The sequence below is a fragment of the Pseudomonas sp. TSRC2-2 genome (assembly GCF_049897785.1).
In the GTDB taxonomy this organism is placed as follows: Bacteria; Pseudomonadota; Gammaproteobacteria; order Pseudomonadales; family Pseudomonadaceae; genus Aquipseudomonas.
Window position 1 is genome coordinate 234,548 of record NZ_JAFCWZ010000010.1, and the last position, 26,475, is coordinate 261,022.

Genomic DNA, 26,475 nt, shown 5'->3' on the forward strand with positions numbered 1-26,475 from the left:
GATCGCTGCAAGCCGACGATGACAACTGGGTAGGCTTAGAGCTTATTGGGCAGGGAAGCAATTCATGAACAAATACGGTGCTAGGATCGACAACGCTCCCAAGGGTATAGCACTGATTGTCGGCGCTGTTTTTCTGCTTGCCCTGGCCGATGCAGCAGTCAAATACTTCAGCGCCAAGCTGCCCCTATGGCAGCTGTTCTTGATCGTGTCTTGCCTTTCGGTTCCCGCCCTGGGCACTTGGCTTGGCCGACGCATCCGCACAGGCCGCCTCAGAATTACTTCCGTTGCGTGGATAATGGCCAGGAGTCTTCTGCTGTTATTGATGTGGGTGACTTACTACTCGGCACTGCCGTTAATCCCACTATCGGTCGCTGCCGTTGCAATCTACACGACGCCGATTTTTATAGCCCTTTTCTCCACCTGCTATGGCGGTGAGCCTTTGTCTCCAACCGGCTGGGCTGCTGTGGGGTTAGGTTTTGTGGGCGTAGCCTTGGTGCTGCGCCCAGGTTCCGAAATCTTTACGCTGGCGACGTTGCTGCCTGTCGTTGGCGCTGTTTTTTACGCACTCGCGATGGTGGTGACGCGCCGACATTGTCGCAGTGAGCATCCTCTGGTATTGGCGCTAGGATTGAATGTCGCTTTCCTTTTTGCCGCCTGCATGGGAGGTATCGCCTCGCTGAACGTCAGCGAGGCAACGGTTGCTCGCGCTCCGTTTTTACTCTCTCCATGGCAGACGCTCGGTTGGCAGGAGACAGTCTTCATTTCCTGTTATGCCTGCATGTTGATTCTGATAAATACAGCTACCGCTAGAGCCTACCAGATTGCACCTCCCGCACTTGTCGGCACCTTTGACTATGCCTACCTGGCTTTCGCTTGCTTGTGGGGTTACGTGTTGTTTAACGAAGTGCCGGATTCTTTTACATGGGCTGGCATGCTGTTGATCTTGATCGCAGGTTGGACGATTTTTCGCGTGCAGAAAGACGTTGGATAAGCGCCCGTTATCGCGCAACTGACGCAGGTTGTGCGCGAGGAGGGCGGGGAGCTCTAAGATTCTGACTTCACCGGTCGTCTGGGTGAACGCACTAACTACGCAAGGCAATGTCATAATGATGTCACGTGGAGAGCGCCGATGTTTTTACCCACTCACTCAATATGCGTGACACTATGCCTTCGACTGACGATTTTCGGTTCAACGCCCACCACCTCTTGCTTGATCTGGATGCAGCCACAAATCACCTCATGATGCTCGTCGTGGCGCACGAAGTGACAGGGAGCCGCTGGGATGAAGCTGTGTCTCGTCACAGCCAAGCTTACACAGCATGGGCCGCTATCCTCACCGGAATCCAAACCGATCCGCTGCCTGCCCTCGATGGTCGACCGGTAGCAGGGGAGAGCTCTACCGCTAAGTAGCCTCCAACGGTCGAAGATCTGCAGAAGTCTCCACCGTGCCAATTGCCGCTCTTTATTACGGACCGAAACCCGCCCAAAGCTGCCACTCAGCGCGACTCGATAATTCCCACCCAACCATGCATCATCATGCTCACTACGATCGCGCCGTGGAATCGAAGCGATATGTGCAGAACGTGCCCGCCCGTAGAGAAATTATCCTTTTGAAATGGAAGTCATCTCATGCTCGAACGTAACAAACTGGTGCCGGAGTTGATGGTCACCAACCTGGATAGCAGCTTGGCTTTTTGGGTTTCTTGCTTGGGGTTCCAAGTAGCCTATCAACGCCCGGAAGATGGATTTGCATACCTTGATTTGAACGGTGCTCAAGTAATGCTTGAGCAGATTAGTTCGGACGCGGGTCAATGGCTGGCTGCGCCGTTGACCAAACCGTTTGGAAGAGGCATGAATTTACAGATTGATGTTGAAGCCGTCGCACCCATCATCCAAAACATTGATCAGGCGGGATTTCCCCTCTATCGACAATGCAAGGACACTTGGTATCGGGCTGAGAATGTAGAAGTGGGCCAGCGCGAATTCATCGTCCAGGATCCCGATGGTTATCTCGTAAGATTAGTAGAGCGGTTGGGTGAGAGACCGGCTAGCTAAATCTGACGCCGAGCCAAGTTGACCGTCAGCTTCGGGTCGATTGCTGCCTTTCACAAAGGGCTGAAACCGTTCAAAAAACGGACCTTCTGGATTACCCACTTTAAGCACGCTTGCCCTTAAACTCGGTGAATTTCAATCTCAATTCCCTCACTCACATCCGGGGCACGAAAGTAGCTCGTGATCAAATCGAACTCAGCGTCAGTCGCTGCAAATTCATGCTCGGCGCGGCCATATTCAGCACGTCGATGACAAGCGTGCCGACCAGTTTCCGAATCTGACGCGAAAGCCGCACGTAATCGATCACTGATTTGATCTGATCGGGATAGAGTTCTGAGAGCCAATAATCTTCACTGAGCAGAATAGCCGAACGTTCGGATGCCAAGGACTTGGCCAATGTCGATTTGCCGGACGCAATCTTGCCTGACATCAGGTGCAGTATTGGTTCACGCATGAGAGACGTTTCCTTGTCGAGTTTTCATGATGCTCATTGAAAAAGCGTCGAAGCAACTAGAGCTACCGCTGTGGCGCTGCAGATCACGCCTGGATTCCCTGTTCTGGATCACGGTAACCGCAGCGATTTCAGGCGGGGGGATCCAGCAGGGAAATCAGGAGCGGTTCGATGCTGTCGGGTTGTATCTCGAGAATTGCCAGCGTGACCGGCAATTTGAAACGCCGAGGGCCGGCGCTTCCAGGGTTCACGTATAGACGATCACCGCGCCATTCGATGCGCGGTTTGTGCGAATGGCCGGTGATGATGAGCTTTATGTCTGGATCCAGATCGGCGGGGACGTCGGCGATGTCGTGGATAAGGAGAGTGTGCCAGCCGTTGAGAGTGCAGGTCAGACGGTCAGGGAGGTCTTTAGCCCATGGGCTGCTGAGATCATTGTTGCCGCGCACGGCATGGACGGGAGCAATTTCGGACAATTGGGCGAGGATGTCCGGGTTGCCGATGTCGCCGGCGTGGATGATCAGGTCACAGCCTTGGAGCGCGCCGATGGCTTCGGACCGGAGGAGATTATGAGTGTCGGATATCACGGCGGTTTTCATGGGCCAATTCTCCGTGGACGTTTCATGTAGGAGTGACTGTGTTCGACCCAAAGCTGACCTTCAGGTGGGTAAATTTCTTCACCTCGTGAATGGCATCTTCAAGGACTTTAAGTGCCTCAACGAAATCGGCCCTCAAGTCGTTGTTAAGGTGGCTCATAACAAACATCCCTTCGATTATGGTGACCTGCGTTCCGTTCCCGTCTGGTTGATTGTTGCCCAAGACCTGATCTTTGCGCACGCGCTTGGGAAGCTAAGGTCGACCGTCCGCTCTTGGGTCACGCTTTACCTGTTTTCTCGTACGAAGCATCGACGAACGCGATGTGCTCATCCCAAGCAGCTTGAGCTAGATGCCGGATAATTTCAGCGAGCGTCTCAACATCCCCCCTGAGCTTCGATGCAGGCCAAGCGTCCGGACGACCAGTCGATGACGGAACACTGTGGATACTTCCTTAGCAGTGCGGACAGCGCTTCCTGAGGAGGCTCTTTGTGGAAATACATGAAGTCAAAGTACGGGGCACTGGCATTCTGAAGCGGGTACACCAGAGCCCGGGGCATTTGATTGGCCGGGAAAGCAAATTCGGACATTACGATGCCCATTCCGGCCCACTGTGTTGGATGTCGCGAAGTACTTCGATGATCGAATGACAATCGGCTATTCGAATCATGCGATCAGGGGCAAACGTCAGCCAGGCCCAGGCTGGGTCGCCGCGCTCCAGCGGTGGAGTCCAAAGCGGGTAGCCGCAAGCCTCGCCAGTTGAAAGTCTATAAAAACCCGCACTCCGGCGAAGTCGTAGAGACGAAGGGCGGCAATCACAAACGCTCAAGAAGTGGAAGACAAAGCACGGCGCCGCGACCGTTGAGTCATGGCTGACCAAGTGATTTGTTGATTGAGCGAAAAGGCCCCATAGGGCCTTTTTTTGAAACTCTTATTTGGAGATCGCTGTTACCTGATCACTAATAAGCTGGGCCAAAATTCGCACAGGCTCCGTAAAACTCTGTCGAGACCGATGTACGAGCCCGATATCCCGATGAAAAGTGTGTTGTCCCAAATCGATCGCTCGCACACCCGTGGGCCATTCCTGATGGGGTTTTGTCTGTGGCACCAGCGCTATGCCTACACCCTTTTCAACCAGCTTGATGATGGCGTCCAGTTCATCCAGTTCGCAAACTTCCTGCATGGTGAAATGCATCTGCCGCAGGAAACGGTCAACCTGTCTGCCGCCGAAGGATGATCGGTCATAGCGAATGAATGGCTGGCTGGACAGCAGTTCCGACCAGTCTTCTCCCTCCACGTCACGAGGCACGATCAGTCGGTAGGGCTCTAGCGCCAATGTCGTCCAGCGTAGGTCACTTTGGAGGGAGAAGGGAGGGCGAATGATGACGGCCATGTCGATCTCGCCGGCGTCGACGAGGTTCACCATCTCCATTGAAAGGCCTGGGATGACACGTGTGCGGCACTGCGGACACTGTTTGTGAAACTTCGCGAGCGCATCGGGCAAATAGGAGCGCTGCACGGACGCGATCGCACCGATGTTGACCAGCACGCTGGGATGCTCGCCCAACGTTGTAGAGCCCAGATTGTCATAAAGCCTCAGCAGCTCTTGCGCCTGCAGAAGTATCTGGTGGCCCATTCTGTTGAGATGAGCCGAGCGTCCTTTCCTGTCGAAAATTTCGAACCCGAGCTCGGCTTCCAAGCGCTGGATTTGCGCGCTCACAGCGGCTTGAGTCAGGCCAATCTTGTTGCCGGCAGCGGCGAATGTGCCTTCGCGCGCCACAGCGATAAGTGTCTTCAGTTCTTTGATCATTCACAAATATTAGTTGTGTTTCTAAGAAATATATATTGATTTTTATGTTTTGTTTCCCGTCCTACGATGTCTCCCATCCCCGGCAAGGCTTAATCCAGAGAGCCAATGACGTGGAAATGTTCGCCAACCAACAAAAAATATTTGGAGTTCTGATGAGCCTCTCGCCATTCCATCTTGCTATCCCTGTTTACGACCTGGCTGCAGCTCGCACCTTTTACGGTGAGGTCTTTGGTCTTGAAGAAGGGCGCTCCAGCACGCAGTGGGTAGATTTCGATTTTTATGGTCACCAACTGGTGATTCACGAACATCCTAAAACCGCTTCCCAGGAAAGCGTGCATAGCAACCCGGTTGACGGACACGATGTTCCAGTTCCGCACTTCGGCATAATTTTAGGTTGGGAACAGTGGGAGGCACTGGCCGAACGTCTGAAGTCGTTTGGTACTGAATTCGTGATCGAACCGTACATTCGTTTCAAAGGCCAAGTGGGCGAGCAAGCCACCATGTTTTTGTTTGATCCGTGCGGCAACGCTCTTGAGTTCAAGGCTTTCAAGGATATGAGCCAGCTCTTCGCCAAGTAACAACAGCCATGGCACAACGGCGTTGTGCCATTTGATCTCAAATGAGCTGGAAGCTCATGACTCTAGCAACTGCGAATAAACGCAGACCTTTCACTCCAACAAGAAGGCTAGACATGAAACGTATTCCCTTGGTGTGGCAAATCGTTGCCGGGCTGTTGCTTGGCGTGCTTGTCGGTTGGTACTTCAATACGCATCCGGACTATCAGACATGGGTGAGTGCGGAAATCCTCAAACCGCTCGGAGATATCTTCATCAAGATGATGAAGATGGTGGTTGTACCGATTGTGTTCTGTTGCATGATTCTGGGCATCGCAGGCGGTGGCGATAACAAATCGTTTGGCCGCATGGGGATAAAATCGCTGGGCTACTTTTTTGCAATTACGGCCTTGGCCATCGTCATCGGCTTGTGTTTCGCCAATGTTTTCGAGCCGGGGACGAGCACCGACATTTCCGGTATTTCGCACGGTACCGCATCGATCACTCTGGAGCCGTCCAAAGGCGCATTGGTCATCTTGCAGAACATCGTCCCTGACAATGTGCTGGTTGCTATGTCAGAAGCGAAGTTGTTGTCCGTGTTGTTTTTCGCGGTGCTGTTAGGCATGGCACTGAACGCTCTGCCGAAGGACAAAAGCGCACCCTTCATCGCGGTAATTCAGAGCCTTTCCGATGCCATGTTCAAGGTTGTTTCCATCGTCATGGCTTACGCACCGATCGGTGTGTTTGGAATGATCGGCGCGACTGTGGCGACGTTTGGTTTCGCCTCATTGTTGCCGTTGCTCAAGCTAATCGGGGTGGTTTATCTGGCGCTGATAGTTTTCGCGTTGGTGATACTCGGCGGCATTTGCTACTTGATTGGCGAAAACATTTTCAAGTTGATCAGGTACTTTCGCAATGAGCTCATTCTGGCGTTTTCGAGTGCCGCGTCAGCCGCCGTCATGCCGCAGTTGATGACGCGATTGGAGAATTACGGTGTACCGCGTCGGATCGTCAGTTTTGTGGTGCCGGTGGGTTATGCGTTCAACCTGGATGGCGCATCGATTTTTCTCGGTGTAGCAACGATCTTCGTGGCGCAGCTCTATGGCATCGATCTATCTCTGTCGCAGCAGATCCTTCTGGTGGTGACGATGGTGCTGACCTCAAAGGGAGCAGCAGGGGTGCCTGGGTTTGCCATCATCATCCTGTCAGCGACATTGGCGTCCGCCGGATTACCGTTAGAAGGCGTGGCGTTGATCGCAGGCATCTTCAGGATTATCGACAGTGGTACCACCACGCTGAACGTATTGGGCAATGCCATTGCACCGTTGGTTATCGCCAAGTGGGAGAAGGTTGCACTGAAACCTTCTCAGCCGCACACGGCAGCAAGCGTTTAGTCGCGTTCGTCAGATACTGAAAATGGTTACTAGACGACCGGTCTAGTTTTTACTAGGCTGTGCGCACTATGAAAAAACCTAATCAAGACATGCGACAACACATCATCGATGTAGCGAAGTCATTGATGACCCACAAGGGCTACACCGCAGTCGGTCTTATGGAAGTGCTGAAGGCGGCGGGTGTACCCAAAGGGTCGTTTTATCACTACTTCACCTCCAAAGAGGAATTCGGCCAGGCACTATTGGACGAATACTTTCAGGAGTATATCGGGCGGGTAGATGTTGTCATGGCGGCGCAAGGGACGGGCGCCGAGCGGCTCCTTGGCTATTTGCGCTATTGGGCGAAGACGCAGGCGTTCGATCATCCCGAAGAGAAATGCCTGGTGGTGAAACTCGGCGCCGAAGTGTGCGACCTGTCGGAAGACATGCGCGGCGTATTGGAGGAGGGCACCACGCTGATCGTCGAGAGAATCACGCGATGTGTTCAGCAAGGAATGGCTGATGGCTCCATCACTTCGACTCAGGATGCAGAAACATTGGCTGAATCGCTGTATCAATTATGGTTAGGGGCATCACTTTTGGTGAAGGTTCGCAATACGACGGCTGCCTTTGATACGGCACTGATCACAAGTAAGCGCCTGCTGGCATAGGGGCGGTTTTTTTTAAGCTTTTAACTAGACGACCGGTCTATTCATTTGGAGTTTTTATGACTGATATTGCCGCAGACACCGACCTGTTTTCCCCCATGACGATGGGGGCGATGCAACTGGCTAACCGAATTGTCATGGCGCCAGTGACTCGCAGTCGAATGGCTGACGACGGCGTGCCGAACGAAATGCATGCCACTTATTACGCCCAGCGGGCCAGCGCGGGCCTGATCATCGCCGAGGCCACGAACATTTCTGCTCAAGGGCGTGGCTATGCCATGACGCCCGGTATCTGGTCGGAGGAGCAGGTCGCAGGCTGGAAAAAAGTCACTGACGCAGTGCATGCGGCCGGCGGGAAAATCGTTAGTCAGTTATGGCACGTAGGTCGCTTCTCCAGCGTTGAGTTGCAGCCAAACGGCGAAGCGCCGGTCGCGCCCTCAGCGATCAAGGCTGAAGGTACGACCTATACCAACAATGGCATGGTCGAAGTGTCCATGCCTCGGGCGCTTGAGACTTCAGAGATCCCGGGGATCATCGAGCAGTACAGGCATGCGGCAGAAAATGCAAAACGCGCCGGTTTTGATGGCGTTGAAGTCCATTCAGCCAACAGTTATCTCCTCGACCAATTCCTGCGCGATTCCACTAACCAGCGCACTGACCAGTACGGCGGCTCTATCGAAAATCGGACACGACTGACACTTGAAGTCACCGAAGCCGTGGTCGCAATTTGGGGCAGTGACCGGGTCGGCATCCGCCTTTCGCCCGTAACTCCTGATGCAGGTAACACGCCTCCAGACGGCAACGTCATGGCGACCTACGGTCACCTCATTCAGCAGTTGAACAGATTCAACTTGGCCTATCTGCATTTCGTCGAAGGCGCGACAGCCACCTCTCGTACCGTTCCTGAAGGGGTGGATCTGGACGCGCTGAGTGCGCAGTTCGAAGGGCCGTACATTGGCAACAACAACTATGACCTGGAAATGGCGCGGGAGCGCAGGGCGCAAGGGCGGGTTGATGCCGTGGCGTTTGGTCGATTGTTCATTGCCAATCCCGATTTGGTAGATCGCCTGCGTCGGGGTATCGAGCTGACCATCGCTCCGCGCAAGAGTTATTACGGCGGAGGCGCCAAGGGCTACATCGATTGGCCAACGGCCAACTCCAATTAATTGGAGATTCCCTTTTGCGTCAGTTCGGCGCGGGGAGGCTTCGTCGCGAAAAAATTTCGCCGCACAAGAGGTACTCAAATATGAATTATCTGCAAAACAAGGTTGCCATCGTCACTGGCGCGTCTTCCGGCATTGGTGCTGCCACCACCCGCGCGTTGGCCGCGCATGGCGCTCGCGTCGTGGCAGCAGCACTCGATCAGGCTGGGTTGGAAGCGTTTGTTGCCGAGCTGCGTGAGGCCGGGAGCGACGTGGTCGCTTTCACCACAGACGTTACCCATCTGGATCAAACCAAAGCGCTCGCGAAGTTTGCACAAGATACCTATGGCGCAGTGGACATCCTGGTCAACAACGCCGGTCTGATGCTCTTTTCCAACTGGGTCGATCTGGCCGTGCAGGATTGGGAAAAGATGATCGATGTGAACATCAAGGGCTACCTCAACACTACTGCTGCTGTGTTGCCATTCATGCTCGAACAGAAAACCGGGCAGATTCTCAACATGGACTCCGTTGCAGGTCACCAGGTCGGCCCGGCGGCGGGTGTTTACAGCGCTACCAAGTTTTTCGTCCAGGCCATGACCGAATCCATGCGAAAGGAGTTGGGCGTGCAGCATGGCATCCGCGTCAACACCGTCAGCCCGGGCGTGATCAATACCGGCTGGGCGGACAAGGTCAGTGATCCTGAAGGGCGTAAGGCTGCCCAAGAGCTGAACCGGATTGCCATTGCGCCGGACGATATTGCCCGCGCAGTGATATACGCGCTCAACCAACCGGAAAATGTCACCGTCAACGATTTGATCATCTCGCCGACTCGCCAGGATTGGTAATTGTCGTTTGAGTTTTCCGTGCCCGAGTGACCAAAAGGGTCACCGGCAACATGCAACCAGGAGTACATCATGAGCAATCCAACTTACGTCCAGGAATACAACGCGATCGTTGCTGTTCTGAGTCAGTACAACGAAGGTGGTGCCAAGGCTGACAGCACTGTGATGAAGCCCGCGTTCAACGAGCAAGCAACCATGTTTGGCGTCGACGGCGACAAGCTTGTCGGCGGCGCGATCCAGAATCTGTACGACGTCATCGACAACTCTTTCCGCCCATCTCCTGAAGCCAAAGCCGCGATCGTTCGCGTCGACATCGTTGGCACTGCCGCCAGTGCGCGCGTTGATACTGACAACGTTTCGGGGTATCGATTCACCGACTTCTTCAATCTGCTGAAGGTAGAAGACAAGTGGACGATCGTCAGCAAGATTTACCACACCCATCCGACCGCTTGAGCATTTGAGCGCGTCTGGCGACGTGTGTTTTACGTCGCCCAATGAAAGGAGAGAACCATGTCAAAGAACATCAAGGCAGTACCAACCTCCGAGTACAACGCTGTCATCGCTACTGCCAATCAATACGTTGAAGGTCTGCGTCTGGGCAGTGCAGAAGGCGTTGCTCAAGCTTTCCATAAAGACGCCGTGATGTACGGTTTCACCAACGGTGAACTGCTTGGCGGCCCGATCGAGAATCTGTTTGATTTCGTTCAGAAGAACGGCAGCGCCCCAGAAATTACGACTCGCCTCGACATTCTGGCGATCACACTCACGACAGCCGTGGTGCGTGTCGATATGGAAAACGATGCGATCGGTGCCGACTACAACGACTACCTGACCCTGATCAAAATCGACGGCACATGGAAGGTCATCGCCAAGGTTTATCACCAGTTCGAAGGTTGAGCGCTCACCGATCCCGGTTGAATCAATCCCGGGATCGGAGCTCGTTCATCGTCAAATGGAGAAGCGATCATGAGTAAGGTTTTCATCATCGGCGCCGCTGGCAAAGTGGGGCGGCGATTGGTTAAGCAGCTCGTCGGGCGAGGTCACGAGGCGATCGCACTGCATCGGAACCCGGAGCAGGAAAGTCAGCTTGCGGCCCTGGGCGCGACGCCCGTTATAGGCAATTTGCTTGAGCTTGATCCCGGGCAAATGGCGCGACTTATGTCGGGCATTGATGCCGTGGTCTTCACTGCAGGGGCAGGCGGCGCAGGTATGGATCTGACTAATGCGATTGATGGTCGGGGATTGGAGTTGGCAGTGGCCGCGACAATTCAGGCAGGTGTCCGGCGTTTCATTCTGGTCTCGGCCTTCCCTGATGCGCTGCGTGGTAGTCCATCATCCGAAGGGTTCGAAAATTACATTGCCGTGAAAAAACGAGCTGATGTTCACTTGGTTGGGACGGGTTTGGATTGGGTAATTGTGCGTCCAGGAACGCTTCTGGATGACCCAGGCACTGGCAGAATCCGTGCTGACGTTGCTATTCCTTACGGTGAAGTTTCGAGAGATGACGTAGCAGCGACACTTGCCGAGTTGATCGAACAGCCCAGGGTGAGTCGAGTCATTATCGAGCTTACTCAAGGAGACATACCAGTCTCCGACGCTGTTCGCAGGCTTGGTCATGAGCGTTGTTTGCAATGAAATTAGTTTTGATTGGCGCTACGGGGCTGGTTGGAAGCGAGGCTCTGAAACAGGCGCTCGACGATTCACGTATCAGCCTAGTGGTTACGCCGAATCGCCGTGCGCTTACAGCACATATCTGAAGGGAGATACACGATGCCGATGGTTGAGTTTTCCGGTGTCTTGGACAGCAATGTTGGAAATGCCTGGAGCGTGTTGAAAAAATTTGGAGAGATTCATAAATGGCATCCATCGATTGTCGAAAGCAGCATTGAGGACAACCAACCTGATGGATTGGTCGGCTGTATTCGCAGACTCACGCTGGCCGATAGCGCACTTGTCAGGGAGCGTTTGTTATCGGTCGATGATCACCATTCAACGCTATCCTACCGCTTCGAGGAGGCTCCATTACCGCTGGACAACTATGTTGCCACGGTAAAGTTGGCCTCTCTCACTGGACAGCCCAAGACGTTCATCAATTGGTCTGCAAGCTTTGATCTGCAAGATGCGAATACGGCAGACGCTTACCAGGAACTCATTCGAGAGCTGATCATGGATGGCCACAACGGTCTTCAGTTATTTCTAGCTCAAGTCTTAGAAGGGCCCATCTCATAAGCGCTGTGGAGCTGTTCCAAAATCCAGCCCGCGCCTAAAGCCCGCATAAGCGGGCCTTGGGTTTGAATCAAAGTTACGATTGATGTGCGCTCAACGCTGAGTAACTGTTCATCAGATTGCGGTAGTTGGGAATCCGCTGCGATAGCAGGTTACCCAGGCCTTCAATATCGTTGCGCCAGTCACGGTGCAGCTCACAGGCCACCGAAAACCAGTTCATCATTTGCGCACCAGCCTGGGTCATGCGGCTCCACGCGGCTTGCTGCACTGTGGTGTTGAAGGTGCCGGACGCATCGGTGACCACGAACACATCAAAGCCTTCGGCCAGTGCCGACAGCGTCGGGAACGCTACACAGACATCCGTTACGACACCGGCAATGATGATCTGCTTGCGCCCGGTGGCTTTGATCGCTTTGACGAAGTCTTCGTTGTCCCAGGCGTTGATCTGACCTGGGCGAGCGATGTATGGCGCATCCGGGAACATCTCTTTCAGCTCCGGCACCAGCGGGCCGTTCGGGCCTTGTTCGAAGCTGGTGGTGAGGATCGTCGGCAGGTCGAAGAACTTGGCCAGATCCGCCAGCGCCAGCACGTTGTTCTTGAACTCGTTCGGCGAGAAGTCCTGCACCAGCGAGATCAGACCGGTCTGGTGGTCAACCAGCAGCACGATAGCGTCGTCTTTGTTCAGGCGGTTGTAGGTGGCGATGCTCATGATGAATTCCCTTTGAAGTAAGTGAATATTGTCGTTCAACATGGGCACAGAATAAGGATTAGAGCTGTCTCGAAAAAGGCGCTGGAAACGGTCTAACTGTCCACTGCATTAGGACAATAGCAAGGGCAATGTTAGGGGGTATCGATCCTCGACAGAGCGCCGTTCCGCATCAAGCATCAAAAATGCTTTAGCCCATCCTTGCTTGTCGCTCATTCGGGCGAGGCCCGGCTCAAGATGGCTTCTTAAGCCGAACTAAACCTGTTTGATTTGTCCGGCATTCTCACTAATCGGCCACAAAGCGCCGCGAACGTTATCTCCAACTTCAGCGTTTCCTTGGACTTCCACATAAAGCGTTAACTCTATCAGAGCAGCCTCTAGGGCGAGCTGACTCTGGTACATCCTTTTCAGCACGTCTGATAACCAATATTTCGGCTGCCGTATGCTTGAGTCGCCATTTCAAAACGTTTCATTGAAGGGCGCCTAAGCGCCCTTCAAATACTCGGATTACCCTTTAACTGTAAAACTTCGAAACAAGAAAGCTTGTTGAATCATTTATAGTTCTCGAGATGCGTTTCAGGGCCGTCTTTTGCTATAGCTTGGGCTTTACCATAGCTCTCCATCAAGCATTTATATTCTGGGCAGATATGATTAGAGATGATTTCCGCGAATCTCGAACCTTCAGGGCGATTCCAGGTTTGCATAAGTTCCGCAACTATGGCGAAGGTATCCGTGGGAATCGCGCCTGCTTGAGTTACACGGGCGATAGTCGTGTCTGTGGCAAGCTTGCTCCAGTTTCCTGATGCATCAACAACGCAATAAGCTTTGTAACCAGCTTGCACTGCGCTTACTGCTGGGAATGCCATGCACACACTCGTGAGTGTGCCGGCGATGATCAGGGTTTTACGCCCTGTCTTCTCGATTTCCTTTACAAAAAGAGGGTTGTCCCAAGTGTTGATCTGCCCTGTGCGCGGCACGTAAACCGCGTGTGGTGCATGTTCGTGAATCTCAGGAATGAGCGGGCCATTGGGCCCGTCAGGTACGGATGCGGTGGTGATGACGGGAATGTTAAGCAAGGTCGCGGTTTTCGCGATTGCTATAACGTAATTGCGCAGATCCGGAATTGATACATCGCGAACGGTGTTAAAGAGACCGCTTTGGTGGTCAATCAGCAAGATAACCGCATCATTCGGATCTAGCATTCCCTTCGTAGTAGACATGTGTCACCTCGTGTATGGTTAGCTATGCATTACCCTCTCGGAGATGGAGGGTCTCTTGCCAGCCAGACAAAAGTAGACGCTGAACAGGCGAGCCGCAAGTAGTTACATTTTTGTTACTGTAAGTGAAATTGTACTGAGGTGTTTCATGGCAACCGAAAAAAAAGTGAGCTGTCCTGTCGAGACAACATTGAAAGTTATAGGAGGGAAGTGGAAGGTAATGATCATCCATTTCCTTTTAGAAGATGTAAGAAGATTCGGCGAGCTCGCCAAATGCTTAGGCCGCATACCTCCTCGGACTCTCACGCAGCAGTTGCGAGAACTAGAGGAGGATGGTCTTGTATTGCGAACGGATTACGGCGAAGTGCCTCCTAAAGTTGAATATAGAATCTCGCCACTCGGGAAGACATTGTCACCCGTTCTGCATGCGATGGGGGACTGGGGACAGTTTCTGGAAGCAGAGCTTGCACGTACAAAAATGGACAAAGCGGGTGATGCCTGACAACGCTGATGAGGTATTTCGGCATCGCCACACTTTTTGAATGTGTGTACCCGTCGTTCCTCAAAAATCAATTTTGAAACCCAGCATCGCATCATACCCGTGGCTGTCACCATCGAACCCTTGGCGATAGCCCGCCGACGCAGTAAAGGTCGTGCGCCGGTTGGCCTGATGATCTATGCCGACATTAACCTCGCCCCACGTACCCTGAATATCCGATTCAAAAGGTATGTAACCCGATTCGGAGGAAAACTCGGTCTTTGGCTGTCCTTTGAATTCGTGCCAGATGCTGGGCCGAATCCAAGTGTTGGTACGTCGTGGAGTTCTATCCACGCTGTCCGTGTCCCAGTCTTTAGCGATCCGTACGCCTGCTCGCCCGATAAGAGAATCGACATCGCGGAAACGGATGTTGGCGCCGACGTCGTTGCTGCTATCGAGATCTACATGGCTATAGATGGCTTGCAGCTGCGGCTCCATGTACAAGTTTTTGTCTACCTCAATCGGATATCCATTCTCCAGAGAGGCGGTGTAGCCCCATCCGCGCGTCTTGAGTTTGCTCAGGTCATTTGGCCTGGCTTCGATGTCGAAGCGATTGATTTGCGCCACGCCATCAAGATACCAACCGGAGGGGCCGAAATGCGTCCAGTAGGCCCCCACGCCGTATGCACGCAGGGTGTCCGATCCGGCGGGGCGGCGGGTGTAATGGCTTACCCCAGCATCAAGGGTGCCGGCTGAAAGCGATAAGCCGGCCTGTTCATGACTACCATCGGGCCTTTCTTTACGGTAAAGATCAGTGCCGACCTGAAAAGCTGTGAGGTCATAATTATATTCGGGTGTCCGGCCCAAAGAGTTTTTGCTATCTCCGTCCTGTTTTCCACTTCGGTAAATCACTCGGCCCCAGCCCATTGACGGCGCCAGGGTAGCTTGATCGTCTTTGGGTAACGGTTCGCCGGTATTCAGACGCTCTTCACCGACCCGCTCATGCAACGTATCCACCATGGTTCGCCCGTACACCAGCGCCAGTGCCGGAACAGCACCGTAGAGTGAAACTTCGGGGCGATAGTTGGGGACTGGTGAAGGGGCCGGAGTTGGATCGGGAGTAGGTATTGGATCGGGGTCAGGCGTTGGATCTGGAATCGGCGCATCCGAACGCAGGAACCAGGTGTCCTTCGTGCTTCCGTCCTCAGCGCCTTGTTGCAGGCGATATTCATAAGGCCCGGCGACGACACGTCGAGCCAGGCTGAATGCGTTTGGATCGCTCGCGCTCTGTGTTTTATCAAGCAACTCGACCACGGCGATGCCGTTGCCCTGGGTCAATGCACCCTGTCCGTCTACGTTGCGCACCGCAATACGCGTGGCACCTCCAGCGCTGGTTGCGGTGGAGTCAACCACCAACATATCCGAGATGCTGTTTGTACCTCCGGCATTGAGCGTGGAATTGAGCAGCAGTGCTCCGCCGTCCGATACAAATACTCCGCCCCCATTGTTTCCTGCAGTGTTCGCTGCGCTGATAAGGAGCACATTACCGACAGTTCTGCTGCCCGAAGGTAAATCGAGCGTGCCGCTGTTAGTGAAGCTAGTTACACCAAGCAACTGAGCCTGTACAGCGCCACCAAGTGTCGGCGCGTTGGCCGCTTGACCAAGCGGCAAATATGCACCGCTACTACTGAAACTGACGATTCCAGCTTGTGGCTGCGTAGCCAAGCGAATCAGGCCGCTGTTGAAAATATTGTTGTTCCCAGAAGAGCCCAGATTACTAGCTGCCACCCCCCATGTATCGCGAACACCGCTCGCCGTGCTGGCGGCGAAGTTTCGCAAAATCCACGTTCCGCTGTTTCGAATAGTGCTGTCAGAAACGGCGGCATTGACCGATCCGGTCATCTGCCCCGTACTGTTGAGGGAAAACGTATTACCTATGGCTGTTTTATCTGCCCGCACTGCCGAATCGCTGAGCGCACCGATGACACCGGTATTATTCACCGTCTGTGTCGCGCCGCCCAAGGCGATCCCGCTACTTTCTCCCCAGCCGCCTTGAAGGGTTGCAGCGTTGCTGACGTCAACGCTGCCTCCCTCGGTCGACGCATCAATCGCGGACGAGCCGGTTCCGCGCGCGCTTATAGACCCGCTATTGTTCACCGTCATGATTGCCGCGCCGGAGGCTAGGGCAAAGATGCCCTGACTATTACTAGCTCCCAGCGTCTGGATCGGCCCGGTATTCAAGATATTCTGCGCGCCGGTGGTCGAGAAGGTGCGAATCCCCCGTTGCTGATCACCACGTGCAATCAGTTCGCCGCTGTTGCTGACGCTAATTGTGCCGAGGCCGCTTCCGCCGTTGAACGCATTGCCCGCAAGTAACGCCGCGCCTGCACCATTCACGTCGATCAGCGGGCCGGTGAACCTGATCCCAACATCGCCCCCCAAGGTTAAAGCTTGGATACCGAAAGAACCTATGCCGCTGCCGTCGCCCGAACCCGCGTCGGAGTGGGTGATGATCGTGCCACCGGCATCGACATTCACCGTTCCCGCTGATAACTGAGTCGTGGCGTAAATGCCATTAGCATTGCTGTGCAGGGTTTCGATGCGATTGCCACGATAGTTGACCTGGACGTTGCCCCCGGTCGAATCAACGCGAATGCCGCCCGCGCCGAAACCGCTGGCAAAAATATCGCCTGAGTAATCGATCAGTGCATTGTTGTTCTCAGCGCTCACGATGATCCCGTATGCGCGGGTTGTGCTGGTACTTCCGAAGACGTTGATATCGCCGCTGCCCTTGACGCTGACATCACCCGTACCGCGTTTGATGATGTAGATCGCTCGCGAGCCGGCGGTGTTACCGGTGCTTCCAACGTTGAGCTCGGCATTGTTTTCAACGCTGATCGAACCGGTAGCGCCGACATTATCGTTGACGTAGATACCGTGACCGCCGCCACCGGTGGTGGTGATAGCGCCGTCATTGACCACAGCAATGCTGCCAACCGTGGCGAATGATCGAATGCCGAAACCGTTAAGGCCGTTAGTCGAAAGCGTTCCTGTATTTGTAAGGCGGGTGTTGCCGGTGCCGCCTTCAGTGAACAGGCCAAACGCGTTCATTCCGAGACTTTGCACATTGGCTGCGTTGATCAGATTGGTGTTGCCGTTCACTGCGCGAGTATGGACTCCGGCGTGGTTACCGATGCCCGCTGTAGGCAGGGTATCGTCAGTGATTGGCGGGCCGGCGGATAGTGCGTCGTCATTGTTAACGAGGATGCTTACACCCGCGCCGACATTTACGTTGTTATCGCCATTCCCAGTCGCTTTAGTCCAAATGCCGTTACCACCCAGCAGAGTGATTTGACCGTTGCCCTGGTGCAACACGTTTATCGCTCCACCGCCGCTAGCATTGACATCGATGCCGTCGTGTTCATTGCCGACCACGGTGTTGAGTATGTTGAGCGTAGTGCCTGAGGCGACTGAAAACGATGAATTGCCCGTACCCGCATTCGTAATCGCAAGGGCGTCCAGGCCACTCCCGCCCACGTTAACAGTCGTGATGCCGCCTACTACGTTCAATGCCGCAGTACTGCTCGTACCAGCGCCGATTACATTGGCGAACACCGCATTAGCGGCCGTAGGTGGAGCGCTATTCACCGTAGTTGCATCAAGCGTCACTGTGGAATTTGCATTGTTGCCTCGACTCAGGATCGAAGAGCCCGCCGTTGTGGTGACGGCAGTTCCTGGTTGAGTAGATATCAACGCCTCGACACCTGCTGCGGGCGTACATGTTTGACTTACGGCGTAGCTACTAGGCGCAAGAGGGCCGCAAGCAGCTTCTGTTTCTGACACAACTAGCGCGTTAGAAAAAGTAATCAACAAAACGCTTGGTAGGCGAAAAAGAGAAAAACTATTGAGCGACCGACCAGACGCGCTGCGCATAAAACCTCCATGTTATCGCTGCTTCTTGATCATTTATTTGCGTGAAGGCCTTGAAGAGAATGGCTGTCAACGTGGCCTAAGTTATTCACCTTAGCTCATATCCTGAGCGTCGATGCCAAGCAGTCTAGGCCAGACAGCAGTTCTCCTCGGCACATACGAGTGCTGGGTCGATTGCAGGATTTTATTTTCCATGGCGCCTTGCGCAATCGTGAACTGCGGCTAACGTCAATCAGTTGGATGAAATCAATCTCGACCTTTGACCTCATGAGCGACTGTAGTATGGAAAGGAACCCCCTAGGTAAAGTCCTGGCGCTCGCGGTAGGTTTGGTTTGTACGCACGAAGCGCTTGCCGATAATGCTGATACTGCTAACAAGAGTAACAACCCCTTGAACTTGGCCCCGGGGCTCAACCTTCAGGATTACTACACACCTAAGCTGTATGACACCAACGTCCATACCAATGACGCGTTGGTGCGCGGAACGCTGCCTGTCGCTCCAAACGATTTTTCACCTGTTCCACAATTGCTCAGAGCGACGATGCCAATCAGTACCCGCCCAGACCCGCATGGTGGATACAGCACAGGTATTGGTGATTTGAATCTTTTCGATATTTTCTTGCTGAAAACGGAAGGCATTCAACTGGGTATAGGCCCGCAGATAACAGCGCCAACTGCGGCCCGAGACGAGTTGGGAACAGGAAAGTGGCAAGCGGGACTCGCAGCCGTTGCTATTGATGCTTCGCCGAGTGGCTTACTAGGTGCATTGGTTCAGTACCAAAGCTCCTTTGCCGGTGACAGTGACAGAGCCCACGTCGAGTCGGCCACATTCCAGCCCTTTGTCATCCATAACCTCCCCAAGGGCTGGTACCTGCGCTCGACAGGTACTTGGACTTTCAATTTGATGGACGACACGCATTACATTCCGATTGGGCTCGGGGTTGGCAAAGCGTGGAAGGCCGGCACCAATATCCTCAATGCCTATGTTGAGCCTCAATGGACTGTGCAGCATGAAGGCCCAGGAGTGCCTCAGTTCACCGTCTTTGCCGGCCTCAACGTCACTTTTGGTAAATGAATAGCCTCATGGAGAGTCAGGAATGACGTCGTTACGTGGTCTGCTTGTTACTGCCTCGGCAGTGTTGTTGAGCCCGCTCGCCTATGCCGATTTCACCGCATCCTCTAGCGAGGCCGAAGCCATTGCAAAGGAGGCTTATCTCTATGGCTTTCCTGTCGTTGAGATGTACAAAACCTTGTATGCGCAAGCCGTAAAGGCTGACGGCCCGGATTTCAAGGCGCCTTTCAACAAGGTTGGCAATACGGCTCGGGTGTTCACACCCAAAGACACTGCTTTCGTTACCCCGAACTCAGACACCCCTTATTCATTCGTATGGCTGGATTTACGCAGCGAGCCGCAGGTGCTCACGATGCCTGCGATAGAAAAAAACCGGTATTACTCAGCGCAAATGATCGACTTGTACACCCACAATTTCGATTATCTGGGTACCCGCACTACTGGTAATGAAGGGGGGGATTTCCTCGTCGCCGGCCCTGGGTGGAAAGGTTCGACTCCGGCGGGCATCGGTAAGACGCTTAAGAGCGAAGGAGACATTGTCTACGTCCTCATTCGAACTCAGCTGTTCGACGAAAAGGATCTGACTAACGTCAAAAAGATCCAGCAGGGATACGCAGTCCAGCCTCTGAGTTCTTATCTTAAAAAATCGGCTCCCACCGCTGCGCCAGATATCAACTGGCCCCAGCCGCAGGCGAACATGAGCGAAACCCCAGCGCTGTTCCGCTATCTGGATTTCATGCTTGGTTTTGCACAACCAGTCGCAAGCGAGAAGGCGCTATTCGAACGGTTCAGCAAGATTGGCGTCGGGCCGGGAGAGAAATTTGATGAAGGCAAGCTCAGCGCAGATCAGCTAGCCGCACTGCAACGTGGCATCGATGCGGGCAAGGCTGAGTTTGCCGAATTCAAAAAGACCAAGATTGATACGCACCAAGTCGAAAGTGGTGATTTTTTTGGCACGCGCGAACACCTTAAAAACAACTACCTGTACCGGTATGTCGGTGCGAACGTTGGTATCTTCGGCAATTCCTCGTCTGAGGCTAGCTACATCGGCTATTTCACCGATGCTCAAGGTAGCCCGGTCAATGCCGCGCAGAAAACTTACACGCTTCACTTCAACAAAGGTGAGCTACCGCCAGCGCAAGCGTTCTGGTCTCTGACCATGTATGACGGTAAGACCAAGCTTTTGGTGGACAACCCAATCAACCGTTACCTGATCAATTCCCGGATGCTGGATCAACTTCGAATGGATCCTGATGGCGGACTCACTCTTTATGTGCAACACGAGTCACCTGGCAAGGACAAGGAAAGCAATTGGCTACCGGCCCCGAATGGCCCGTTTTATGGCGTCCTGAGGATCTACATGCCGACTGCCAAATTTTCTGAAGGGCAGTGGAAATTGCCAATGCTGATTCCGGCTGCGAAGTAAATCATTCAGTTGCTCAGGAGCTGTTGCATGCAGTCTAAGAAGTATGTTCGCCACTCGGTGGGCATGGCGCTGATAGCAATCCCTCTGTTTGGTCATGCAGACAACGCGCGGGATTGGCAGAACCTGCCCACCGATCTGAATATGGTGTTCGGTTACTACAACCGTATCGACACCAACACGCCGATTGATACGTCACTGCCCATCAAGGGGCTGTCACTGGACGCCAATCTTTACATCGCGAGATACGCCCGCTCTTTTGCAGTGGATGGACGCAACAGCGCCATTCAGATTCTGCAGCCCTATGCTGACATTTCAGCGTCATTCGATAACGCGCGATTTTTCGATGGCACCAAGCACAACGGAGGCATGGCCGATACCCAAGTCGTGCTCGTGCACAACCTCTTTGGTGGCCCTGCGCTGACCAAGGAAGAGTTTGCCAACTGGACGCCTGAAACCTTTCTGAGCGGAGCACTGTGGGTCACGGCGCCAACGGGGGACTACGACAAGGATCGCATCATCAATATCGGGTCGAATCGGTGGGCCTTTAAGCCTGAGCTGGCCTTCGGTACACCTCTGGGCCCGACCTGGCTCGAATTCAATACGTACGTCTCGCTGTACGGAGACAACGATGAATATCAGGGCGACAGCAAGCTCGAGCAGAAGCCTTTGTATGCCGTCGAAGGGCATTACAGCTACACGATCAATCGCGCGCTTTGGGCATCGCTTGACGCTACCTACAACCGAGGCGGCGAAACCAAAATCGATGGGAACTGGCAGGACAATAAACAAGAAAACGCCTTATTGGGTGCCAGCGTAGGATTCATGCTTTCTCCCCAGTTTGGAGGCCTGATTGCCTATTCGGACACCGTTTCAGAGCGTACAGGCTCTCCCGATGTAAACACCTGGACGTTGCGTCTTCAATACGCATGGTAAGGCGAGTAACGCCTCAACCTACGTTACGGCCTTTAACTTGGAAGTTATAAAAATGCAGAACACCTCAGTCCGTGTAGCTTCTATCTTTCTGCTTGTGGGGATTTCTTGGTCAGTGAACGCTGAAGTTGCAGCCGAAGACGCAGCGATCAAACCGGTGACGGTTGATAATTTCGTCCGGGCAGAATCGGATTTGTATATTAATTCTCTGATCAAACAGGGTGGGCTTGGCAAGATGCTGCATCGCAGGGAGTTGGCATCGATAGACCACCAAACGGTTGTCCGATTGAACAGGGACACGATGTACTCTTCCGGTGTATTCGATCTCGATGCGGGGCCGGTAACGATCACCCTGCCGGATCCAGGCAAGCGGTTCATGGCGATGCAAGTGATCAACGAAGATCATTACGTGCCGAATGTTTTTTACGGCGCGGGCAAGCATGTGCTAACCCGCGATTCCGTTGGTACCCGCTATGTAGTGACGGCGATCCGCACCTTGGTTGATCCCAAGAATGTGGAAGACGTAAAAAAGGTGCACGCGCTGCAGGACGGGATCAAGGTAGAACAGGCCAGCGCAGGCAGCCTTAGCTTTCCAAAATGGGATGCTGCCAGCCAGAAGAAGGTTCGTGATGCGCTTTTGGTGCTTTCCTCAACAATTCCTGATTTCAAAAAAGCATTCGGAACGCCCGAGGAGGTTGATCCTATTCGTCATCTTTTAGGCTCGGCCTCTGCATGGGGTGGAAATCCTGATAAAGACGCGACGTATCTCAACGTGACGCCCGAGAAGAACGACGGTAAAACCGTATACCGTCTGACGGTCAAGGATGTCCCTGTTGATGGTTTCTGGTCGGTGAGTGTTTATAACGCTCAAGGTTATTACGAGAAGAACAAGCAGAACGCCTACACACTGAATAACCTCACTGCGAAGCAATCGCCCGACGGTTCTATTGTGGTTCAGTTCGGCGGGTGTGAGGCGAGTACAGAAAACTGCCTGCCCATAGCTGAAGGCTGGAACTACACCGTTAGGCTCTACCGTCCTCGCGCAGAGATCCTGTCTGGTGCTTGGGATTTCCCATCACCACAGCCTATGTAAGGCGATAGGGAGAAGGATCGGGTGCGGGCATTGTGGTCAATCTTCATGCCCCATTCGGCCTCAACCGGATTGGATCCGCTCCCTCGCGCTAGGCCTAACGACTCGCCGGTTAGCTTCAGACTTTTCGGCTGATCATCGTATAGCCTTTATGCCACTTCCTGACGTTGATGCTGCAGACCTGAGAGCAGGGAAGGGCACGCAGCTAATCCTGCATCGCGCTCTAGCTGCCTTGCATCGTAGTCACCCCAAGACGCCCAAGCAGCATCTGGATATCGGTCAGTGAATGCTCCCAGCTCGCGGCCAACCTCCACATAGGTGCTTGCGCCGTCCACGTCTGCTTGTTGAATGGATGTCAGCTTTTTGCAGAAGTCGGTGAGTACGGGATCAATCTGCGGTAGAACGAGCAGATTTGAGAGGCATTGATCTTCGTGGAACCTAGCTCCGTGGGGCCTGTTTTTTTCGGGGCTAAAGTCGATGGAGCCGATCTGCGCAACGCGAATATCGATGAGTGCATATTCACCGGCGCCACGGGAGCGTTCGTGAGCGGCGAAATCCTCTGTCACAACTGGGACGTTGGCCCAAAGGGAGTCATCCATGGCTGCCAAACGATGATCTGAATCGTAACCTCCATATGTCCCGCGCACGCGTCCACATTGAACTCTGGGCGTCGTGGGTATCTACGAGGGAGATTTACTTTTTCCAGCTAGACGGATCATTAAGCAATACGTGTAGAGCACATGCATATGGATATCTCGAGAATTCATGGAGTTTCTTAGATTCGCAACGGTCATAGCTTAAGCAAACACGCAGAGGTGGTGTTCTGAACTCAGCCTGCGCCATCTGCATACATAATTTAACATAATATACATTACACGTAACAATATATTACTGAATCAACGTGGCTACCCAAGATATTCACATCTGGATCGTCATCTCAAAACGGCTTCCTATACAAACCACGTTTTACCCGATCCGTTCTTCTCATCATGTGCCTGCTTTTTAAGGGGCTCTTCGTGCTGCGGAAATTTGCGCCGTCAATTTTGCACCATCGCCGATTTCCATATCAGCGAAATCAAACCCTGGCGAAACTGCTTCGCTGATCAAACCAAAGCCATTTGATCCTGCGAGCAATCGCGAGGCTTTCCAGGTGCCACCCGGTACATGCAATAGCAGTTGCTGGCCTGCGGAAAGATCGCTGCCCATTACCAGCGTTTGCAGTAAGCCGTGAGCGTGGATCAGGTTGTATTCGATTGCATCGCCAAGGTGCAAATGCTGCGTTTGGAGGCAGTCGCGATGATCGGCCCGATGAGTTTTGCGGTAATAGCCGCCTTCGACATGAGAATCAAGATTCAACGCAGCAATCGCATCAATTGCGTTCGGCTGACGCTGAATCATGGCCTTCCCCGTCATATTGCCTGTGTTTTTGTTTAGCTCAACTAAACGGTCATTTAGTGTAGTTAATGTATTATCGACGATGATCGATGCATTTACCCTCCTCCATCAGAAATCTATCGTCGCCGAGAGCAGATAAGTTCTCGGCGTCGACAGGGTCAATCCCGGCTCGCTATCATCCGAGGCACCCGCCGAGCTCCAGTAGCGTTTATCCAGCACATTTTCGACATTCGCCCGCAACGTAACGGTCTTTTCGTCCAATCTGAAAGCATAGCGTGTGCCTACGTCGAACCGCTCCCAAGAGTCGATTTCCTTGTCGTTCGACTGATCCAGATACTGCGAACTCGAGTAAATCCCGCGACTGGTCAGTGTCAGCCCCTGCACGTTTGGCACATCCCACTCCGCGCCAAGGTTGACGTTGTATTTGGGGGTCGCCGGTGCGCGATTGCCGTCGAATGTACCGTTGGTGGTCTGGGTCAGTTCGCTGTCGATGTACATCACACCACCCAGTAATCGCACGCCCTTGAGCGGTTCGCCAAACACGCTCAGTTCCACACCGTTGTTCTCGCGCTTGCCATTCGGGCCGAAGACTCGCGTGGTAGCGTTGGTTTCGTAGGCAGGTTGTTTGATGCGGAACACTGCTGCCGTCAGCGCATAGGCGCCCGCGTCATACTTGGCGCCGACTTCGACTTGGCGACTGATGAATGGCGGAAAGATTTCGTCTTCGTTGATCGAGGTCGATGGCGCGATCTTGCCTTGGCTCAGACCTTCCATGTAATTGGCGTAGAGCGACAGTTTGTCTGTCGCCTTGAACAGAACACCGCCCGATGGCGAGACCTTTTCCTCATCGTAGGCCGTATCGCCCTTGACGCCGTCGCTCCAGTCATCGACTTTGACCCGCTGCCAACGCGCACCCAGGGTCAGCAACAAGCGATCGTCGAAGAAGCCGAGCGTGTCGGACAAGGCCACACCGCTGAAGCGATTTTCCGTGTAAACCTTGGCGTCATTGCGGGTCGGTGTGCCGGGTCTGGCGATTTCCACCGGGTCGTAGAGATTGCTGCGCCCGGACGCGTAACGAGCGCCGCCGTTTTCGAAGTCCATATAAAAGTAGTTGGCCGCCAGGTTGACTTCATGACTGACCGCACCGGTATGGAACCAGTTGCGCACTCCGGCCGTGGCCGTGCGGACGTTTTCGTCGCGGGTGAAATCTCGCGGCTGTACGCTGAAGTCACCGGCGTCGTTGCTCACCGACACCGCGTGGCGCAAAAAATCGTGATTGCTTTTACGTGCGCCGACGCTGCCATACAGCATGACCGAATCGCTGACATCAAACTCGCCGTTGACCGTGCCGAACGTGTCCCTGGTGCGCGCCTGACTCCAGGGTTGCGCATAGTTATCGCGCACATTATTGGCGTTCGGCACCTTGGCATTGGCCGCGACCTGCACGCGTTCCTGCGGTGCGTCGGTGTCGCGTTCGGTGTGGCCGATATCGGTGGAAAGTCGCAAGCGTTCACCACGAAAATCCAGACCAAGGACTGCCATGTCGCGATCGACACTCTGATGATCCCATTCGGTATCACCGGACTGTTTAACGCCGTTGAAACGCAGACCGAATTGATTGTCTTCGCCAAAGCGCCGTCCGACATCCACTGCGCCACCGATTTGGTTGTTGGAGGCGTAATTGGTCGTCAGCGAGGTGATCGGCTTGTCGGTCGCGCGTTTCGGCACGACGTTGATCCCCCCTCCTACACTGCCCCGTGGCGAAATCCCGTTGATCAATTGGCTCGGGCCTTTGAGGATGTCGACGCGATCAGCCATTTCCATGTCGATGGTGTACGTCGGCAACACACCGTAGAGACCGTTATAGGAAACGTCACTGTTGAACAGGCTGAAGCCACGGATGGTGAATTGCTCATAGCGCCCACCGGCCGGGTTTGTCGCGCGTACCGAAGGATCGCTGCCGATCAGCTCGCCGAGCGTGCGCGCCTGCTGATTTTTCACTGTTTGGCTGGTGTAGGTGGTCATGCTGAACGGAGTTTCCATGAAATCCCTGGAGCCCAACAGCCCTTGCGAGCCACGCCGCGCCACCTGGCCTCCGGCAAACACGTCGGCATCCGCCGGGTCGTTCGCGCCAAGAATGGAGGTAGGCGCAAGTTGCAAGGTGCTGCCTTCTGCTGCGGGCACCAGCGTATAAGCCTGATCGGCAACCGGTTGCAGCTGCAAACCGGAGCCCAGCAACAACCGGCTGAACCCCTCCTCTACACCGAATTCACCGGACAACCCGTTGCTGTTGCGGCCGCTGACCAGCGCCGGATCCACCGAAAGATTGACTCCGGCGAGACCGGCGAACCGCGTCAGCGCCGCACTCAGGCTACCGGCCGGCACCTGATAACTGCGCCGGCTGCCATCGTAAGCCCAGCTCGATTGAATCAATAAGGGGCTGGCACTCAGGCTCAGCAAAAGGCTCAACTGCAACAACGGACGCAAACGACCTGGGAATACTGCGGGCATTGGAAG

At 54.0% G+C, this 26,475-nt stretch carries 24 protein-coding genes and 3 pseudogenes; 17 read left to right on the forward strand and 10 right to left on the reverse strand.

Annotated elements, in window-relative coordinates; genetic code table 11:
• Positions 1-64 precede the first annotated feature (64 nt).
• Together ACP7D9_RS20945 and ACP7D9_RS20950 are read left to right on the forward strand one after the other, a co-directional pair.
• Positions 65-991 (forward strand): DMT family transporter, encoded by a 927-nt coding sequence (locus ACP7D9_RS20945; RefSeq protein ID WP_426159468.1) that lies wholly within the window; start codon positions 65-67, stop codon positions 989-991.
• A gap of 638 nt (positions 992-1,629) precedes the next feature.
• Positions 1,630-2,055 carry a bleomycin resistance protein gene (locus tag ACP7D9_RS20950; protein ID WP_426159469.1) on the forward strand — a complete coding sequence of 142 codons (426 nt, stop codon included), beginning with the start codon at positions 1,630-1,632 and terminating at the stop codon, positions 2,053-2,055.
• 116 nt (positions 2,056-2,171) lie between these two features.
• Here the strand turns inward: ACP7D9_RS20950 and ACP7D9_RS20955 are convergent.
• The 3 genes and pseudogenes from ACP7D9_RS20955 to ACP7D9_RS20965 form a co-directional block, all read right to left on the reverse strand.
• A pseudogene (locus ACP7D9_RS20955) lies at positions 2,172-2,506 on the reverse strand (AAA family ATPase).
• A gap of 128 nt (positions 2,507-2,634) precedes the next feature.
• Positions 2,635-3,102: a metallophosphoesterase family protein gene (locus ACP7D9_RS20960; protein WP_426159471.1), complete on the reverse strand. Its 468-nt coding sequence runs from the start codon at positions 3,100-3,102 to the stop codon at positions 2,635-2,637.
• Between the two features lie 22 nt (positions 3,103-3,124).
• Positions 3,125-3,322, reverse strand: a complete 198-nt coding sequence (locus ACP7D9_RS20965; RefSeq protein ID WP_426159472.1) for a hypothetical protein — start codon at positions 3,320-3,322, stop codon at positions 3,125-3,127.
• Between the two features lie 471 nt (positions 3,323-3,793).
• Here ACP7D9_RS20965 and ACP7D9_RS20970 point away from each other — a divergent pair.
• Positions 3,794-3,981 (forward strand): annotated as a pseudogene (locus ACP7D9_RS20970) (histone-like nucleoid-structuring protein, MvaT/MvaU family); the annotation flags it as partial.
• 47 nt (positions 3,982-4,028) lie between these two features.
• Here ACP7D9_RS20970 and ACP7D9_RS20975 read toward each other — a convergent pair.
• A complete protein-coding gene (locus ACP7D9_RS20975) occupies positions 4,029-4,907 on the reverse strand; it encodes a LysR substrate-binding domain-containing protein (protein ID WP_426159473.1) in 879 nt (292 codons plus the stop codon).
• 152 nt (positions 4,908-5,059) lie between these two features.
• Between ACP7D9_RS20975 and ACP7D9_RS20980 the strand changes: the two genes are divergently transcribed.
• From ACP7D9_RS20980 to ACP7D9_RS21020, 9 genes are all read left to right on the forward strand, one after another.
• Positions 5,060-5,485, forward strand: a complete 426-nt coding sequence (locus ACP7D9_RS20980; protein WP_039762906.1) for a VOC family protein — start codon at positions 5,060-5,062, stop codon at positions 5,483-5,485.
• Between the two features lie 113 nt (positions 5,486-5,598).
• Positions 5,599-6,855: a cation:dicarboxylate symporter family transporter gene (locus ACP7D9_RS20985; RefSeq protein WP_426159475.1), complete on the forward strand. Its 1,257-nt coding sequence runs from the start codon at positions 5,599-5,601 to the stop codon at positions 6,853-6,855.
• A 68-nt stretch (positions 6,856-6,923) separates the two neighbouring features.
• Positions 6,924-7,505 carry a TetR/AcrR family transcriptional regulator gene (locus ACP7D9_RS20990; RefSeq protein WP_426159477.1) on the forward strand — a complete coding sequence of 194 codons (582 nt, stop codon included), beginning with the start codon at positions 6,924-6,926 and terminating at the stop codon, positions 7,503-7,505.
• Between the two features lie 56 nt (positions 7,506-7,561).
• Positions 7,562-8,668, forward strand: a complete 1,107-nt coding sequence (locus tag ACP7D9_RS20995) for an alkene reductase (protein ID WP_426159478.1) — start codon at positions 7,562-7,564, stop codon at positions 8,666-8,668.
• 80 nt (positions 8,669-8,748) lie between these two features.
• Entirely contained in the window at positions 8,749-9,492 is a 744-nt protein-coding gene (locus tag ACP7D9_RS21000) for an SDR family oxidoreductase (RefSeq protein ID WP_353187174.1), read from the forward strand.
• 69 nt (positions 9,493-9,561) lie between these two features.
• Complete coding sequence (locus tag ACP7D9_RS21005) at positions 9,562-9,942, forward strand: nuclear transport factor 2 family protein (RefSeq protein ID WP_353187041.1); 381 nt, start codon at positions 9,562-9,564, stop codon at positions 9,940-9,942.
• Positions 9,943-9,999: 57 nt separating this feature from the next.
• Positions 10,000-10,386 (forward strand): nuclear transport factor 2 family protein, encoded by a 387-nt coding sequence (locus ACP7D9_RS21010; RefSeq protein ID WP_426159480.1) that lies wholly within the window; start codon positions 10,000-10,002, stop codon positions 10,384-10,386.
• A gap of 69 nt (positions 10,387-10,455) precedes the next feature.
• Positions 10,456-11,124, forward strand: a complete 669-nt coding sequence (locus ACP7D9_RS21015) for an NAD(P)-binding oxidoreductase (protein ID WP_426159482.1) — start codon at positions 10,456-10,458, stop codon at positions 11,122-11,124.
• Positions 11,125-11,259: 135 nt separating this feature from the next.
• Positions 11,260-11,718: an SRPBCC family protein gene (locus tag ACP7D9_RS21020; protein ID WP_426159483.1), complete on the forward strand. Its 459-nt coding sequence runs from the start codon at positions 11,260-11,262 to the stop codon at positions 11,716-11,718.
• A gap of 73 nt (positions 11,719-11,791) precedes the next feature.
• Here the strand turns inward: ACP7D9_RS21020 and ycaC are convergent, their stop codons facing one another.
• Both ycaC and ACP7D9_RS21030 read right to left on the reverse strand, forming a co-directional pair.
• Positions 11,792-12,424 (reverse strand): isochorismate family cysteine hydrolase YcaC, encoded by a 633-nt coding sequence (gene ycaC, locus ACP7D9_RS21025; protein ID WP_426159484.1) that lies wholly within the window; start codon positions 12,422-12,424, stop codon positions 11,792-11,794.
• Positions 12,425-12,972: 548 nt separating this feature from the next.
• Complete coding sequence (locus tag ACP7D9_RS21030; RefSeq protein WP_174377094.1) at positions 12,973-13,641, reverse strand: isochorismatase family protein; 669 nt, start codon at positions 13,639-13,641, stop codon at positions 12,973-12,975.
• Between the two features lie 145 nt (positions 13,642-13,786).
• Here ACP7D9_RS21030 and ACP7D9_RS21035 point away from each other — a divergent pair, with 145 nt between their 5' ends.
• Entirely contained in the window at positions 13,787-14,140 is a 354-nt protein-coding gene (locus ACP7D9_RS21035) for a winged helix-turn-helix transcriptional regulator (RefSeq protein ID WP_426159486.1), read from the forward strand.
• A 60-nt stretch (positions 14,141-14,200) separates the two neighbouring features.
• Here ACP7D9_RS21035 and ACP7D9_RS21040 read toward each other — a convergent pair whose 3' ends face one another.
• The gene (locus ACP7D9_RS21040) at positions 14,201-18,049 is read right to left on the reverse strand and encodes an autotransporter outer membrane beta-barrel domain-containing protein (protein ID WP_426159487.1); all 3,849 of its coding nucleotides are present in this window, start codon (positions 18,047-18,049) and stop codon (positions 14,201-14,203) included.
• Between the two features lie 279 nt (positions 18,050-18,328).
• On the opposite strand from ACP7D9_RS21040, the gene ACP7D9_RS21045 reads away from it, so the two are divergent.
• The 4 genes from ACP7D9_RS21045 to ACP7D9_RS21060 are packed head-to-tail and all read left to right on the forward strand — an operon-like array spanning position 18,329 to position 22,566.
• Positions 18,329-19,120, forward strand: a complete 792-nt coding sequence (locus ACP7D9_RS21045; RefSeq protein WP_426159536.1) for a hypothetical protein — start codon at positions 18,329-18,331, stop codon at positions 19,118-19,120.
• Between the two features lie 22 nt (positions 19,121-19,142).
• Complete coding sequence (locus ACP7D9_RS21050; RefSeq protein ID WP_426159488.1) at positions 19,143-20,543, forward strand: DUF1254 domain-containing protein; 1,401 nt, start codon at positions 19,143-19,145, stop codon at positions 20,541-20,543.
• A gap of 27 nt (positions 20,544-20,570) precedes the next feature.
• Positions 20,571-21,476, forward strand: coding sequence for a transporter (locus ACP7D9_RS21055; RefSeq protein WP_426159490.1), 906 nt, complete (start codon positions 20,571-20,573; stop codon positions 21,474-21,476).
• 52 nt (positions 21,477-21,528) lie between these two features.
• On the forward strand, positions 21,529-22,566 hold the full coding sequence (locus ACP7D9_RS21060; RefSeq protein WP_426159491.1) for a DUF1254 domain-containing protein: 1,038 nt from the start codon (positions 21,529-21,531) through the stop codon (positions 22,564-22,566).
• A 146-nt stretch (positions 22,567-22,712) separates the two neighbouring features.
• On the opposite strand, the gene ACP7D9_RS21065 is transcribed toward ACP7D9_RS21060, so the two are convergent.
• The 3 genes and pseudogenes from ACP7D9_RS21065 to ACP7D9_RS21075 all read right to left on the reverse strand — a co-directional run bounded on the left by ACP7D9_RS21065 (position 22,713) and on the right by ACP7D9_RS21075 (position 26,469).
• Positions 22,713-23,162, reverse strand: coding sequence for a hypothetical protein (locus ACP7D9_RS21065; RefSeq protein ID WP_426159493.1), 450 nt, complete (start codon positions 23,160-23,162; stop codon positions 22,713-22,715).
• A 351-nt stretch (positions 23,163-23,513) separates the two neighbouring features.
• Positions 23,514-23,961, reverse strand: a pseudogene (locus ACP7D9_RS21070) (cupin domain-containing protein).
• Between the two features lie 105 nt (positions 23,962-24,066).
• The gene (locus tag ACP7D9_RS21075) at positions 24,067-26,469 is read right to left on the reverse strand and encodes a TonB-dependent siderophore receptor (protein ID WP_426159495.1); all 2,403 of its coding nucleotides are present in this window, start codon (positions 26,467-26,469) and stop codon (positions 24,067-24,069) included.
• Positions 26,470-26,475: the final 6 nt, after the last annotated feature.